Annotated in this window: 15 protein-coding genes; 8 read left to right on the top strand and 7 right to left on the bottom strand. The window is 70.2% G+C overall.

The features are described 5' to 3' along the window. Nucleotides 1-203: 203 nt before the first annotated feature. Nucleotides 204-782, bottom strand: coding sequence for a TetR/AcrR family transcriptional regulator (locus tag HTV45_RS00225; protein ID WP_215203478.1), 579 nt, complete (start codon nucleotides 780-782; stop codon nucleotides 204-206). A gap of 91 nt (nucleotides 783-873) precedes the next feature. Between HTV45_RS00225 and HTV45_RS00230 the strand changes: the two genes are divergently transcribed. Next, nucleotides 874-1320 carry a DUF1772 domain-containing protein gene (locus HTV45_RS00230; RefSeq protein ID WP_215203479.1) on the top strand — a complete coding sequence of 149 codons (447 nt, stop codon included), beginning with the start codon at nucleotides 874-876 and terminating at the stop codon, nucleotides 1318-1320. A gap of 203 nt (nucleotides 1321-1523) precedes the next feature. Beyond that, nucleotides 1524-2003 (top strand): GNAT family N-acetyltransferase, encoded by a 480-nt coding sequence (locus HTV45_RS00235; protein WP_215203480.1) that lies wholly within the window; start codon nucleotides 1524-1526, stop codon nucleotides 2001-2003. A gap of 271 nt (nucleotides 2004-2274) precedes the next feature. Here HTV45_RS00235 and HTV45_RS00240 read toward each other — a convergent pair whose 3' ends face one another. Then, nucleotides 2275-2853, bottom strand: coding sequence for a dienelactone hydrolase family protein (locus HTV45_RS00240; RefSeq protein WP_215203481.1), 579 nt, complete (start codon nucleotides 2851-2853; stop codon nucleotides 2275-2277). A 72-nt stretch (nucleotides 2854-2925) separates the two neighbouring features. Between HTV45_RS00240 and HTV45_RS00245 the strand changes: the two genes are divergently transcribed. After that, nucleotides 2926-3510 carry a transcriptional regulator gene (locus HTV45_RS00245; RefSeq protein WP_215203482.1) on the top strand — a complete coding sequence of 195 codons (585 nt, stop codon included), beginning with the start codon at nucleotides 2926-2928 and terminating at the stop codon, nucleotides 3508-3510. Nucleotides 3511-3833: 323 nt separating this feature from the next. Here the strand turns inward: HTV45_RS00245 and HTV45_RS00250 are convergent, their stop codons facing one another. Together HTV45_RS00250 and HTV45_RS00255 are read right to left on the bottom strand one after the other, a co-directional pair. Continuing rightward, entirely contained in the window at nucleotides 3834-4649 is an 816-nt protein-coding gene (locus HTV45_RS00250; protein ID WP_215203483.1) for an SGNH/GDSL hydrolase family protein, read from the bottom strand. Further along, complete coding sequence (locus HTV45_RS00255) at nucleotides 4636-5205, bottom strand: PadR family transcriptional regulator (protein WP_215203484.1); 570 nt, start codon at nucleotides 5203-5205, stop codon at nucleotides 4636-4638. Before HTV45_RS00255 ends, HTV45_RS00250 begins: the two co-directional genes overlap by 14 nt. Before the next feature lie 94 nt (nucleotides 5206-5299). Between HTV45_RS00255 and HTV45_RS00260 the strand changes: the two genes are divergently transcribed. Continuing rightward, nucleotides 5300-5728 (top strand): nuclear transport factor 2 family protein, encoded by a 429-nt coding sequence (locus tag HTV45_RS00260; RefSeq protein WP_215203485.1) that lies wholly within the window; start codon nucleotides 5300-5302, stop codon nucleotides 5726-5728. A 152-nt stretch (nucleotides 5729-5880) separates the two neighbouring features. Here the strand turns inward: HTV45_RS00260 and HTV45_RS00265 are convergent, their stop codons facing one another. Next, the gene (locus tag HTV45_RS00265; protein WP_215203486.1) at nucleotides 5881-6438 is read right to left on the bottom strand and encodes a TetR family transcriptional regulator; all 558 of its coding nucleotides are present in this window, start codon (nucleotides 6436-6438) and stop codon (nucleotides 5881-5883) included. Nucleotides 6439-6691: 253 nt separating this feature from the next. Between HTV45_RS00265 and HTV45_RS00270 the strand changes: the two genes are divergently transcribed. Then, entirely contained in the window at nucleotides 6692-7564 is an 873-nt protein-coding gene (locus tag HTV45_RS00270; protein WP_215203487.1) for an SGNH/GDSL hydrolase family protein, read from the top strand. Nucleotides 7565-8317: 753 nt separating this feature from the next. Here the strand turns inward: HTV45_RS00270 and HTV45_RS00275 are convergent. After that, nucleotides 8318-8677: a helix-turn-helix domain-containing protein gene (locus HTV45_RS00275; RefSeq protein WP_215203488.1), complete on the bottom strand. Its 360-nt coding sequence runs from the start codon at nucleotides 8675-8677 to the stop codon at nucleotides 8318-8320. A 136-nt stretch (nucleotides 8678-8813) separates the two neighbouring features. Between HTV45_RS00275 and HTV45_RS00280 the strand changes: the two genes are divergently transcribed. Continuing rightward, complete coding sequence (locus tag HTV45_RS00280; RefSeq protein WP_251690853.1) at nucleotides 8814-9170, top strand: STAS domain-containing protein; 357 nt, start codon at nucleotides 8814-8816, stop codon at nucleotides 9168-9170. A gap of 267 nt (nucleotides 9171-9437) precedes the next feature. Here the strand turns inward: HTV45_RS00280 and HTV45_RS00285 are convergent, their stop codons facing one another. Further along, entirely contained in the window at nucleotides 9438-10103 is a 666-nt protein-coding gene (locus HTV45_RS00285) for a maleylpyruvate isomerase family mycothiol-dependent enzyme (RefSeq protein WP_215203490.1), read from the bottom strand. 483 nt (nucleotides 10104-10586) lie between these two features. Here HTV45_RS00285 and HTV45_RS00290 point away from each other — a divergent pair, with 483 nt between their 5' ends. Beyond that, on the top strand, nucleotides 10587-11777 hold the full coding sequence (locus HTV45_RS00290) for an NAD(P)/FAD-dependent oxidoreductase (protein WP_215203491.1): 1191 nt from the start codon (nucleotides 10587-10589) through the stop codon (nucleotides 11775-11777). A gap of 10 nt (nucleotides 11778-11787) precedes the next feature. Continuing rightward, nucleotides 11788-12726: a sigma-70 family RNA polymerase sigma factor gene (locus HTV45_RS00295; RefSeq protein WP_215203492.1), complete on the top strand. Its 939-nt coding sequence runs from the start codon at nucleotides 11788-11790 to the stop codon at nucleotides 12724-12726. The last annotated feature ends 207 nt before the right edge of the window (nucleotides 12727-12933 follow it).

Consider the following 12933-nt stretch of genomic DNA (forward strand, 5'->3'; position numbering starts at 1 on the left):
GGCGGTACTGGTGCTGCGTCGATCGCGAGGACGGCTGCGTGCGCTGCCGGGCCCGGGGCGGGAACCCGGTATCCCGGAAACCGGTCAAGGCCCGTTCACGCTGACGATCACCTGTCCGCCCACGGATGCTCCCCGGCGTCGGGAGCGCTTCTGGATACCTCTCGGGCGCACCCCGGTCATGCGGCCCGCCGGGGCCTCGCGTTTCACGCTCCGGCGAACCGGTCCACCAGCAGTTCCACCCTGCGCTCGGTGTCCCCCGGGGGGAGCCGCCGTGCCCGGGTCAGGGTGGCCAGTCCGTGCAGGGCCGCCCAGAACGTCTCAGTCAACAGCGCGGGGTGGACGCCGTCCCCGGCGACCTGGCCGAGACTCTCCAGCAGGGCGGCGAAGGCGTCCTTCAGCGGCTCCGGGGTGTCGTCGTGCGCGAAGGGCAGGCCGCCGTCGAGCTGGAACATGGCGTCGTAGACCGCCGGGTTGCGTTCGGCGAAGTCGAGGTAGGTACGGGCGAGGGCGGTCACCTGGGCGCGGGGGCCGTCGGCGGCAGAGGCCGCGGCCCGCAGCGCCGCCGCCATCTCGGCGGCGCCCTCGAGGGCGACGGCTCCGATGATCTCGCGCTTGCCGCGGAAGTGGCTGTAGAGGACGGGCTGACTGTATTCGATGCGCTCGGCGAGCCGGCGGGTGGTGACCGCGTCCCAGCCCTGCTGCTCAGCGAGTTCGCGGGCTGTGGCCACGATGAGACGCTCGCGGCCCGCCCGTTCGCGCTCCTTGCGTTCCTGTAGCGACATGGCACGATTCTAGCACCGCTAGACAACCGAGCGGCAGCAGATCTAATGTTGCTCCACTAGCTAGCGCCGCTAGATCTCTGGAGGGGTCGTCATGCTCAACGCACTAGAGGTGTTCACCATCGTGTTCGTCGGTCTGATGGTGGGGGTGGAGTTCTCCGTCGCCTTCGTCATCAACCCGATTCTCGACGCGCTCCCCGAGGAAAGCGGCGTGCTCGGCCGCGCCCACGGGGCCCGGATGCTCGGCGCCCTCATGCCGGCCTGGTACATCGCCTCGCTCGTTCTCACCGCCGTCTGGGCCGTCGCCGGATGGCACGATGCCGGCACCGGCCTCGTCGTCCTCGCCGCCGGGCTGCTGATCGTGAGCGTGATCATGTCGCTTCTGCTGCTCGTCCCGATCAACAACCGGGGCAGGACATGGACGCCCGAGAACCGGCCCGAGGACTGGAAGGAGCAGAAGAACCGCTGGGACCGCCTGCACTACGTCCGCGTCGCCGTCATCATCGCCGCGTTCACCCTGCTGGCCGCCGCCCCCGCCTGAGCCCGCGGACCGACACCTCGCCGGCCGCGCAGGATCGACCCTCACTCCCCCGGGCGCAGTCGAGGAAGGCGAGTCCGGACGGTGCCGGGCCTCGATCTCGTCCGCCCTGTCGGACGGCCGTCACCACGCCTGGCGCGCCGACGACGGCCCGTCACCCCCTCACCGCACAGGCCCCACCCTGGATGCGTAGTACCCTCCACACGATGCCGACCATGACGCCCACACCTGGCGCGACCGCCGTACGACAGGCTGTCGCCCGGGATGCCAAGCGGCTCACGCGGCTCGTGCGCGGCTCGCGGGCCTACAGGGATCCGTACGCGGCGATGGTCGCGGGGTATCGCGTCGGTCCCGACTACATCGAGGCCCACCGGGTCTTCGTGGCCGTCGACACCACCGACCCCGCGGGCCGGGTGCTCGGTTTCTACTCGCTGGTCCTCGCGCCGCCGGAGCTGGACCTGCTCTTCGTCGCAGACGGCTCCCAGGGTCGCGGCATCGGACGGCTGCTCGTCGGGCACATGAAGACCGAGGCGCGTGCGGCGGGACTGGACCGCGTGCGTGTCGTGTCGCACCCTCCGGCCGAGGGGTTCTACCGCAGTGTGGGCGCACTGCTCACCGGGACCGTCTCCGCCAACCCTCCCGCGGTGGCGTGGGAGCGCCCCGAGCTGGAGTTCCTGATCCGGTAACCGCCGACCCCGTCCGCATCCTGCCGAGCGCGCTTCCACCGTGAGCCCGACAGTGACGCAACACAACGGGATCGCCCATGTCGGCGAGAAGCGTGCGCCCACCACACAGGCTCCGGGGCGCGCCTACTCGTCAGCGGGCCGGCGGACCTGGTCTCCTGCGGGACAAGCCCGTTCGACTTCCCTTGATCCGGCCGGCCCGTGCGGCACCGACCGGATCAAGGGACACAGAACCCGGCCCGCATCGATGGGCGCGCCGGACGAGGAAGCCCTGCTACCGCAGGCCGTCCAGGAACTCGATGACCCGCCTGGTCAGCAGCTCCGTCGCGGCCCGATCGTAGGACGGCAGCGAGGAGTCGGCGAACAGGTGCTCCTTGCCGGGGTAGAGGAACAGTTCGGCATGGGCAGCGCCGGCGGTCAGTTCCCTGGCCGCGTCGAGGTCGCCCTCGTCGGCGAAGAACGGGTCACCGTCCATCCCGTGCACCTGCACCGGGACGTCGGCCGGCCATGCCTCACCGAACTCGGACACCGGCAAACAGGCGCAGAAGAGCAGAGCACCCCTGGCGCCGGGGCGCGTCTGGGCCAGGCGCTGGGCCGGCATGACGCCGAGGGAGAAGCCCGCGTAGACCACCTCGGCGCCGAGCGGCTGTGCAGCGGCGACCCCGCGCTCCATGACGGTGCCGAATCCCGTCCGGCTCGCGTAGGCGATGCCCTGCTCCAGGGTGTCGAACGTGCGCCCTTCGTAGAGGTCCGGCAGGTGGACGGTATGGCCTGCCCGGCGGAGTTCGGCCGCGAGAGCCTCGACTCCGGCAGTCAGCCCCTGAGCGTGGTGGAACAGCACAACCTCGGCCATGGCCTGCCCGCTTCCGGTTCGTCGGACGATCCATATTTCTCGAACATTCGGCGATGTTAGTCTCATGCCATCATGTCGAGCAACACTCCCGACTACGACCTCGACGAGACGGTCGAGCTCACCACCGCCGAGCAGGTGCGGGCCATCAGCGACCCCCTGCGCACCACCATTCTCGGGCTGCTGCACGAGCGCGCAGCGACGGTCACCGAGCTCGCCGCCGCGGTCGAGCGGCCGAAAAGCACCGTCGCTCATCACGTCGCGGTCCTGTCCAGAGCCGGTCTTCTGCGCGTCGTGCGGACGCGCAGGGTCCGGGCCGTCGAGGAGCGCTTCTACGGCCGTACCGCGCGGATGTTCTTCGTCGGCCTCGGCCGGCAGAAGGCCGGCGGAGCGCTGCCGCCCGACTTCAACGACTTCGAGGTGGCAGCGAGGGAATCGGCTGCGGCACACGAGAGCGGGCGGCTGCGTCAGTTCATTCGGCGGGCCCGGATCTCCGAAGAACAGGCGGCCGAGTTCTGGGAGCGGGTCGAGCAGGTGATCCACGAGTTCGACAGACTGCCGCGTACCGGCGAGACGGTCCACGGCTTCGCCGTCGGCGTGTATCCGATCCCCGACTACCCGACCCTGCCGCCGACCGGGGAGAGCGCGGAACAGGACTGAGGTCTCCGCTCATCCCCTCCGGCCTGCCCTGAGCAGCGCCCCCGACCGGCATGCCTCGCGGACTCCGACAGCCGGCACCCCGCCCCGTTCGCCAGACATGCCACCGCGGCACAGGCCGCTGACGCGAACCGCCCGGCAGCTGCCCGGAGGGGCCGCGGGCACACTCCGCCGCCCTGGTGCCGGGCGGCGGATGGGGGCACGCGACGCCTGTGCGGCCTTGCCGCCTTCCGTTGTCCGCGTCCCTGCGGGCGCTGCCTCCCGTGTTCGTCATCCCCTTGTGGGTCCGCTACCCGGGCGGGGCAGAGGTGGACCGGCTCGCGTGATCAGTGCACCTCGGCCCCCGGTGGAAGGCTGCCCTCCGCCCGTACCGGCAGGAGGTGGGGGCGTTTGGCGGTCCGGCCGTCCCCCGAGGACCGACCCCTCAGACGTCGGACGAGCCAGGGCCCGAGAAAGCCCGCCGCCCAGCGGAGTTCCGCCGCGGTGGCCTGCCGGCCGGTGGACCGGAGAGCCGGCGGGAGTGGGTGCGTCCACGTGTCATCGCTCCCGGGGAGGTGCAGGGCGTGAGCGAGGGCGGCGGCGATGCGCTGGTGGCCGAGGGTGCTCGCGTGAAGCCGGTCGGTGCTCCACAGACGGGCGTCGCCTGCCACCGGGTGAAGCGCGGTCTCGGCAACCGTGACCCCGTGGCGGCGGGCAGCCTGACGGATGTGCTGGTTCAGGGCCGTGACGCGTGGGACCAGAGGGCGAGCGAGCGGGCTGATACGTGCGGGATCCGGGATGGTGATCGTGGCCACGTGAACGCCCTGGGCAGTGAGCGCGGCAAACATGGTCTCCAGGTGGGCGGCGACCTCGCCGGCGTCGAAGCGGGGCCGCAGGAGGTCGTTGACACCGGCGACGACGGTGGCCAGGTCGGGTTTCAACGCGAGGGCGGGTGCCAGCTGTTCGGCGTGGATCTGTGCGGCAACACGACCTCGTACGGCCAGGTTGGCGTAGTGGAGACCGGGCTCGATCCGGGCAAGCTGTTCGGCGAGGCGGTCAGCGAAACCGCGCAGGCCGGCGCTCTCGTCACCGTCACCCAGGCCTTCCGTCTGACTGTCGCCCAGAGCGACATAGCGGAGATACACCACGTCAGAGCCCGGCATGGAGCTGTCGCCTCTCTTCCAGGACGGTGATCGTGCGCGCGCACCAGTCGCGGTTCTCCTGCTCGAAGGCCACGCCTCGCAGACAGGTCAGGTACGGGCCGATCCGGTCGCCGTGGCGCAGGAACTCGTCCTCCGTGAGGTTGTCGCGCAGGCGGTGCAGCAGGGAACCGAACAGGTCGATCTTGGCCTGGGCGACGTGGGCGCGTTCGGTGAGCCGGGCGATGAGGGCGTCGGTGTCCACCCGGTCTGCGGCCTGGACCTGGACGAGGAGGTCGTCACGGATGAAGGTCGGCTTGGCGGACGCGGCCGTGAAGGCTTCCAGTTCCGCCAGGCCGGCGTCGGTGACGTGGAACAACCGCTTGTTGGGCCGGGTCTTCTGTACCACTTCCCGTCCTGCGACCAGCCCTTCCTTCTCCAGCCGGGTGAGTTCGGAGTAGAGCTGCTGCGGCTGCGCATACCAGAAGTTGGCGACGCCGACGTCGAACGCCTTGGCCAGTTGGTAGCCGCTGAGCTCGCCGTCGAGCAGCGCCGCGAGCACGGCGTGCCGTAGTGCCATGGGATCGGCTCCTCACATGCCTCTGTTGCCGTACGGGCCACCATGATAGTCATGAAAATGACTATTCCAGTTCATGACTGTGGAGGTGTGTCCCGTGGACACCGCAGACCGTTTCCGCGCAGCCGTCGACAACCGCGACCTCGCCGCTCTGGACGACCTGTTCACCGACGGCATCCGCCTCTACAGCCCCGTGAAGTTCACGCCCTTCGAGGGCAAAACGGCGGTGATGGGGCTCTTCAGGGTCCTGTTGCGGACCTTCGAGGACTTCCGCTACATCGGCGAGCACGCCGGCACCGCGCAGACCAGCGCCGACGCCACGACAGCACCCTCCGCGGTGCTGCTCTTCCGCGCCAGTGCGGGCGGCAAGGAGATCCACGGCATCGACCTGCTGCACTTCGACGACGACGGCCGGATCAAGGAGTTCACCGTCATGGTCAGGCCCCAGTCGGCCGTGCACGCCCTGGGCGAGGCCGTCCTCGCCGGCCTCACCGGGGACGGAGCGGCCGCAGCCCCCACCGCGTGATCTTCGCGCAGCGGAGGGCTCAGGAGGTCCCCGAAGCGCCGGGGATCGTTTCGCCGAGGCCGGCGAAGACCCGTCGACGGCCCGCGTCCGAGCAGCCGTCCGCTCGTCGTTCGCCGTCCGTCCTCATAGGTGGGGCACGGGCCGCGGCGACGTCAGTGGGTCCGAGGAGTCAACACCTCTTGCAGGAGAGCGCCGTACCGTGACACCAGTTCCGCGCGGTCCATCCGGAGCAGCCCTTCGTCCCCGGCCACCCACAGTGCGTACAGCAGTCCCCCTGCCAGGGCGGACGCCATGCGCGCGCGGACGTCGGCGTCGGGGCCGGACAGGCGGCGGCGCAGTGGCGTGACGAAGAGGTGCTCGTGTGTATCGCGCAGGCGCTCGTGGATGTGCGGTTCGTTACTGCCGTGGACCAGGGCCAGGAAGACGCCTCGCGCGGAACCGTCCAGTTCGACGAGGAGTTCAGCGAGTCGATCGCCCAGACGCTCCAGTGGTACATCGAGCAGGGGCTCGTCGTCGATCGTCAGGTGCATGGTCTCCAGGAACAGGAGCTCTTTGCTCTTGAAATGACGGATCACCAGTGCGGGGTCCGTGTCGGCCGCCGCCGCGATCTGACGGACGGTGGTCCTGGAGAAGCCCTTGGTCCGGAAGAGCCGGGCAGCGGCTGAGTGGATGGACTCGCGGGTCGTGGCGCTGGAGCCGGTCTGCAGCATGCGGGACAGGATAGGTGCCGACACTTCGCACCTGCGGGTTCACGCGTTCGCGGGGGCCGGCCGATATTTCGTGAGCATTTCAAGAAGTTCGGTCAACTATGTTGACTCGCCGCCGGAGGGCCTGCACATTACTTGACGGTAGAACCGTCCAGTAGCCGCACAGCCTGGCACTCTTCCCGTCCGCACCGCCGTTCCCGCCGTCGGCATGCCCCACCGCTGCCGCCTCGCAGTTCCGCCTCAGGAGAGGGATCACATGCCGAAGCACATTCTCCGAACTGTCATGGGCACATCATCCGCACTCATCGGTGTACTCGCTCTCAGTCTTACGGGCGGCACTGCCCACGCCTCCTCCTCACTGGACTACGTCGCCCTCGGCGACAGCTACAGCGCCGGCTCGGGCGTGCTGCCCGTGGATCCCACCAACCTTCTGTGCCTGCGTTCCACCGCGAACTACCCTCATGTGATCGCAGCCCGTACGGGCGCCCATCTGAAGGACGTGACCTGCGGCGCCGCCCAGACCAAGGACTTCACCGCATCGCAATACCCCGGAGTCGCGCCCCAGGTGGACGCACTCGGTGCGAACACCGACCTCGTGACGCTGACCATCGGCGGCAACGACAACGGCACCTTCATCAACGCCATCACCGCCTGCGGGACCGCGGGCGTCCTCACCGCAGGCAAGGGCAGCCCCTGCAAGAAGACGCACGGCACCTCCTTCACCGACCAGATCGAAAAGAACACCTACCCCGCGCTGAAGAGCGCTCTGCGGGCGGTACGCGCCAAGGCGCCCAACGCCCGTGTCGCGGTTCTGGGTTACCCATGGATCACACCCGCCGAGGCCGACCCGGCCTGCTTCGTGAAACTGCCCGTCGCCGCCGGTGATGTGCCCTACCTGCGTGACATACAGGCACACCTGAACGCGGTGGTCGAACGCGCCAGCGAAGAGGCCGGCGCCACCTACGTGGACTTCTCCCGGATCTCCGAAGGCCACGACGCGTGCAAGGCCGCAGGCACCCGGTGGATCGAACCACTGCTCTTCGGCCACAGCCTGGTACCCGTCCATCCCAACGCCCTGGGAGAACGGCGCATGGCCGAGCACACCATGAAGGTTCTCGGCCTGAGCTGACGACGGCACACATCACCTCGGTGACCGGACCTCTCAGGGCCGACGCGTAACCGGAGCGGGCGGCCATCTCCCTAGCCGGCGAACCTGCCGCTGGAACTCCCTGCCCCGGGAACGCCGCTTCTCCGGATGTCCGGGAGGTTTCCATCCCGACCGGGCTGAGCGGCGAGGGGGAGGGGGAGGCTGACGGCGTCCCCGTCCGGTCGGGTACGGGGCCCGGAGCTCAGCCGCCGGTGCCGGTGCCGTCCGGACCGGGGCGCGGTCCTCGTGCAAGGCTTCCGTCGGGTGACGGCCGTTCCTGGCGAGTGGAGTGGTTCAGCTCACCGTCAAGGCGGGTGCGGACGATCGGCGGGCGGCCCCACAGGGCCGCGACGGATCCGTCCGCCGGATGCGGCACAGAGACCGCACCGTGGAGCCCGGGTGCAGGTGTCAGACGCCCCGCTGAACGATCAGCGGGGCGTTGGGACGGCGGAGTCGGCCAGCCATGCGTCCTGTCCGCCCTCGGCGATCCTCTCGGCGAGGGCGGGCCGGATCATCTCGGTCAGGATCTCCGACATGGTCATGGGAGGCGATTGCACCCGATAGCACCCAGCACGCGTGTCACCAGCGTCCCGGAACCGCACATCCAGCGCCGCCGAACCGGGATCCCGACACCACCGCCCGGATGAGGGCGGTCGATGCGTCCCTTCCCTGTGCGATGCGGTGGTCGGCGGTGCTGCACGACGGCAGAGGCTGCGGTGGGCATCCGATCCGCCGCTACCGCGTGCCGTTGGTGTCGGCCAAGCCGGTCTGGCTCTTGGGCTTTCTCGCGCGGTCGGTTTCGTCCTGGACGAGCAGGGAGAGCAGCGCGGCCACCGTCAGGCCTGCTTCCGCGGGGTGCCGCAGCACCGTGTCCGCTTTGATGCGATAGATGTTGGTGCGACCGTCACGGGTATGGGAGAGGTATCCGTCCTGCTCGAGGTCGGAGATGATCCGCTGGACCGCCCGCTCGGTGAGCCGACAGTGTGCGGCGATGTCACGGATCCGGACGTTCGGGTTGTCGGCAATGACCGCCAACACGCGCGCGTGATTGGTGAGGAACGTCCATCCGGAGTGAGATTCAGGCACTGCAACCATGCAGTGCATTCTAGGACCGCCTTTACGCGACACCAGATGCATGACATTCTTTTCATGCAACAGATGACATAATCCGGCCCGGGACAGACACAGGAGGGACCCGAGGGTGTCTTTGGACGAAGCAGTCACGAAGCACTTGACCGACGTCGTCGAGAGCCGGCCACAGGTCCTGGACCAGACCACCACGGTGGTGCAGTACGAGCGGGACGGCGCGTGGGTCATCGGCGCGCGGGGCGCCTACGACATCCAGTCGGTCACGCCCCTGGCAGACGCACTGGACCTGGCAGTCAAGAAGCCGCGAAAGGTCATCCTCGACGCCTCCGGCATCACCTTCGCCGACTCATCGCTGCTGAACCTGCTGATCCAGACTCATCAGGCGGCCGACTTGTACGTGGCCGGGCCGACACCTCAGCTGCAGCGACTCCTGCAACTTACCGGGGTCGACACCGTCCTGAGAGTGCGGGCGACGGTGGAGGAAGCCGCCGCCGGCTGACGGACGGGGCGCCGGCGCAGAGCGGCGGGCGGGCCGTGGCGACCGTGCGCGAGCGCGTCGCCCGTTGACGGCCGTCAGACCTGACCATCGCGTCGCCCGCCGCCCCCGGCCGGCGTCACCGTACGGCGATCGCCGCTGAGGTCCGCCGACCTCCGACGCGGCCGGGCCACCAGGGCCGGGGACCGGCGTCACTCGCGGGCGCTGGAGAGGCGGCCCGGTGTCACCCGGCGAGCAGCCGCCGGCCGGTGGCGCCAGGCCGGCTTCGTGTCACACCGTGCCGCTGCGTTCGTGCAGGAGCTCCACACCGTCGCCCCGCAGGTCGTCGCAGTACACCGAGCGCCCGGTCATGGCCATCACGAGGGCCAGGGTGGGTCCGGACACCAGCGGCCCTGAACCGGTGGTGAAGGGGCCGTCCTCCGCGACGAGTCTCAACCCCCGGATGCGGCCCTTGGCCACGACCACGAGGTCCGAGCCCCGGTAGTACTCGGCCACCTCTGTCACGACCTCGATCGGAGGATCGTGACGGATGCCCAGCGGGCGCCGGACGTCCTCTCCGTGCACGATCGTCTCGCCCAGCATGGCCACGGCGGGCAGGGGAGGCTTGGTCGTGCTCCGGACGATGCGCCGGAACCGGTCGAGCGTCTCGGACGGAGTGGCGCCCAGCTGCTCGGCCAGCCTCATGGCCACCTGCTTGTCGAAGTCGAACCGGCAACGCATCACCCCCGCCAGCCAGCGCCCGGCGTCGAGGCTCGCCCCCGCGGTGAGATGAGCCACTACCTCACGCACGGAGAGACCGGTGCACAACGACGGCGTGGCCCACTGCTCGTCCGTCAGGCCCCTGAGGTCGGCTGCGAGCGCAGCCCGCTCGGCGTGGATCGAGGGCCAGGCCCCCGTTCGGCGCCTGCGGTCTGCTGTCAGTTCCGGGTCGGTCATTCGAGGATCTCCTGTCACGGTCGCGCTCTGCATGGCACCCAGGCCGGGAAGGCGGGCGTCCGTGCGCCTGCGTTCGAGAAGCAGACTCTCGCTCCGGGGAAATGTCATCGCCCGAGTCGGCGGAATCGGCGTGGCCGGCGGGCAGGGAGGCGGCCGGAGGGGCCGCTGCCGACCGCGTGGACAGGCACTCGTACGAGACGCAGCCACCGCGCGTCGGCGACGCAGGCTCGGACGGCGTCGATCGGGGTGGTGCCGGGTCGTGGAACCGGCCTTCCGGCGCGGAGCATCGCAGTTCACCCCTTCGGGTTCGGACATCGAGGCGCGCAGTGGCTGCGGCCGGCTCCCGCGACCGGGGCCGGACCGGTGACACCGGATGCCACAGAGCCTTCCTCGCGCAATGTGACCGGCGTCACAGGGCGCCCCTGTCAGGAACCGGGGCGCCGTCTCGTTCAAGGCGCACGCGAACGAGACAGGAGCAACGTGATGAAGCACCGCATCGTCGTACTCGGCGCGGGATACGCCGGGGCCTTCGCCGCCGGAAACCTGGCCCGCCGGCTCTCCCCCGCCGACACAGAGATCACCGTCGTCAACGCCGTGCCCGACTTCGTCGAACGGATGCGGCTCCACCAGCTCGCGGCCGGCCGGGACCTCACCTCGCGAAGGCTCGCCGACGTGTTCGCGGGCACCGGGGTGCGGCTGCGTCTGGCGCGTGTCACCGGAATCGATCCCGAGCGCGGGACCGTCGCCGTGACCGGAGCAACGGGCGACGACGAGCTGGCGTACGACACTCTCCTCTACACCCTCGGCAGTTCCGTCGCCCACCATGACGTTCCAGGCGTCGCCGAGTTCGCCTTCGATGTGACCGGCTGGTCCTCGGCGCTGCGTCTGCGTGAGCGGCTGGCCGGTCTGGGCGCGGGTGGCACCGTGCTGGTCGTCGGGGAAGGGCTGACCGGCATCGAGACCGCCACCGAGTTCGCCGAGTCCCGGCCCGACCTCTCGGTCGCCCTCGCCGCCCGCGGCGAACTGGGAGGCCGGCTCTCCCCGAAGGCCCGACGTCATCTGCGCCGGGCCTTCGACCGGCTCGGCATCACCGTCCACGAACACACCGGTATCCGAGCCGTCGAGACGAACCGGGCGATCGCCGCGGACGGCCACACCGTCCCGGCCGACGTGACGGTGTGGTCGGCCGGGTTCGCCGTACACCCCGTCGCGGCCGCCAGTGGTCTGACGGTCGCCGACACGGGCCAGATCGTCGTCGACCACTCGATGCGCTCGGTGTCGCACCCGGACGTCTATGCCGCGGGTGACTGCGCCTACGCGACGGGCGGGAACGGCCGCCCGCTGCCGATGTCGTGCGCCTCGGCCGGCTTCACCAACATGCAGGCGACCGCGGCCATCATCGCGCGCCTGACGGGCAGCGAGGTCCCGTCCACCGGGCTGAAGTACTACGGCAACCACATCAGCCTCGGACGACGGGACGCGATCTTCCAGATGGTGGACCGCGACGCCCGGTCGAAGTCCTGGTACCTCGGCGGCCGGGCCGCCGCGCACCTCAAGTCGGGAGTGCTCACGGGGGCCGGATGGGGCATCGCCCACCCCACCTTCGGCATGCCGAAGCGCAGGCGCCGCCTCGCCCCAACTCCTGGACGGGCCGGTGTGAGGGCCGTCGCCTAGGCTGCCGCTCATGGACGGCGCAGCCATCGACCGGTTCGAGGCCAGCCGGGGCCGGCTGGCCTCGCTGGCGTACCGTCTGCTGGGATCAGCCGCAGACGCCGAGGACGCCGTTCAGGACACGTTCCTGCGCTGGCAGACCGCGGACCGGGAACGGGTCGAGGTGCCGGAGGCATGGCTGACCAAGGTCGTCACCAACATCTGCCTCGACCGGCTCCGCTCGGCGCAGATGCGCCACGAGCGGACGGCCGGCGCCTGGCTGCCCGAGCCGCTCCTCGAGGGCGACCCGATGCTCGGCCCTGCCGAGACCTTCGAGCGGCGCGAATCGGTCTCCCTGGCCCTCCTGGTCCTCCTGGAACGTCTCTCGCCGGTCGAGAGGGCCGTCTACGTCCTGCGCGAGGCCTTCTCCTACAGTCACGCCGAGATCGCCGGGATCCTCGACATCACCGAGTCCGCGAGTCAGCAGCATGCCCACCGGGCCAGGGTCCGGGTCACCGCCGACCGCACCCGTGGCGGCAGGACCGATCCCGCGTCCGCCCGCCGCGTCGTCGAGGAGTTCCTCGCCGCCGCCGCGTCGGGTCATACCGAACGCCTGGTGGCACTGCTCACCGACGACGTGACGGCGGTCTCGGACGGCGCCGGGCTGGGCAAGCGGCTCCTGCGGTACCGGACAGCCGAGCGAGTCGCCTCCTTCGTGCGGGCCGGCTTCAAGCCCACGCCGGCGAAGCTGCGGCTGGCCGGAGGCACCCCCGTGTTCCACATCGCGCTGGTCAACGGCTCCCCGGCGGTCCTCGCCGTGGTCGACGACCGCGTCGTGGGCGCCGTGTGCTTTGAGGTCAGCGACGGGAGGATCGCGTCCCTGTGCGGCATCGCCGCCGCGGACCGGCTGGTACGCCTGAACGCGGCGTGGTCGCGGCACGAAGCCGACGCGCCGGTCGTCGGCGCATGGTGACCCGGGGCCCCGCTCTCCCCTGACCCGCCGGAGCCGTTCACGGGATGCTCATGCGGTGGGCGGACATGAAGGAGAGGACGTCGCCGACGAACTTCGACGGGAACGACACCGGGTGGCGATCCCGGCAGGATCCACCACTCACGGACGGCGAGACGCTCCGTGCAACGTGCCGCCGCGTCCACCCACCGTGGCCGGCCACGACGCGCC

The sequence above is a fragment of the Streptomyces sp. CHD11 genome, assembly GCF_018638295.1.
GTDB lineage: Bacteria > Actinomycetota > Actinomycetes > Streptomycetales > Streptomycetaceae > Streptomyces.

What these genes read in the sequence shown, in the direction of transcription:
- HTV45_RS00225 (WP_215203478.1), bottom strand. Translation starts at nt 782, where the DNA reads ATGTCGCTACAGGAACGCAAGGAGCGCGAACGGGCGGGCCGCGAGCGT.
- HTV45_RS00230 (WP_215203479.1), top strand. Translation starts at nt 874, where the DNA reads ATGCTCAACGCACTAGAGGTGTTCACCATCGTGTTCGTCGGTCTGATG.
- HTV45_RS00235 (WP_215203480.1), top strand. Translation starts at nt 1,524, where the DNA reads ATGCCGACCATGACGCCCACACCTGGCGCGACCGCCGTACGACAGGCT.
- HTV45_RS00240 (WP_215203481.1), bottom strand. Translation starts at nt 2,853, where the DNA reads ATGGCCGAGGTTGTGCTGTTCCACCACGCTCAGGGGCTGACTGCCGGA.
- HTV45_RS00245 (WP_215203482.1), top strand. Translation starts at nt 2,926, where the DNA reads ATGTCGAGCAACACTCCCGACTACGACCTCGACGAGACGGTCGAGCTC.
- HTV45_RS00250 (WP_215203483.1), bottom strand. Translation starts at nt 4,649, where the DNA reads ATGCCGGGCTCTGACGTGGTGTATCTCCGCTATGTCGCTCTGGGCGAC.
- HTV45_RS00255 (WP_215203484.1), bottom strand. Translation starts at nt 5,205, where the DNA reads ATGGCACTACGGCACGCCGTGCTCGCGGCGCTGCTCGACGGCGAGCTC.
- HTV45_RS00265 (WP_215203486.1), bottom strand. Translation starts at nt 6,438, where the DNA reads ATGCTGCAGACCGGCTCCAGCGCCACGACCCGCGAGTCCATCCACTCA.
- HTV45_RS00270 (WP_215203487.1), top strand. Translation starts at nt 6,692, where the DNA reads ATGCCGAAGCACATTCTCCGAACTGTCATGGGCACATCATCCGCACTC.
- HTV45_RS00275 (WP_215203488.1), bottom strand. Translation starts at nt 8,677, where the DNA reads ATGGTTGCAGTGCCTGAATCTCACTCCGGATGGACGTTCCTCACCAAT.
- HTV45_RS00285 (WP_215203490.1), bottom strand. Translation starts at nt 10,103, where the DNA reads ATGACCGACCCGGAACTGACAGCAGACCGCAGGCGCCGAACGGGGGCC.
- HTV45_RS00290 (WP_215203491.1), top strand. Translation starts at nt 10,587, where the DNA reads ATGAAGCACCGCATCGTCGTACTCGGCGCGGGATACGCCGGGGCCTTC.
- HTV45_RS00295 (WP_215203492.1), top strand. Translation starts at nt 11,788, where the DNA reads ATGGACGGCGCAGCCATCGACCGGTTCGAGGCCAGCCGGGGCCGGCTG.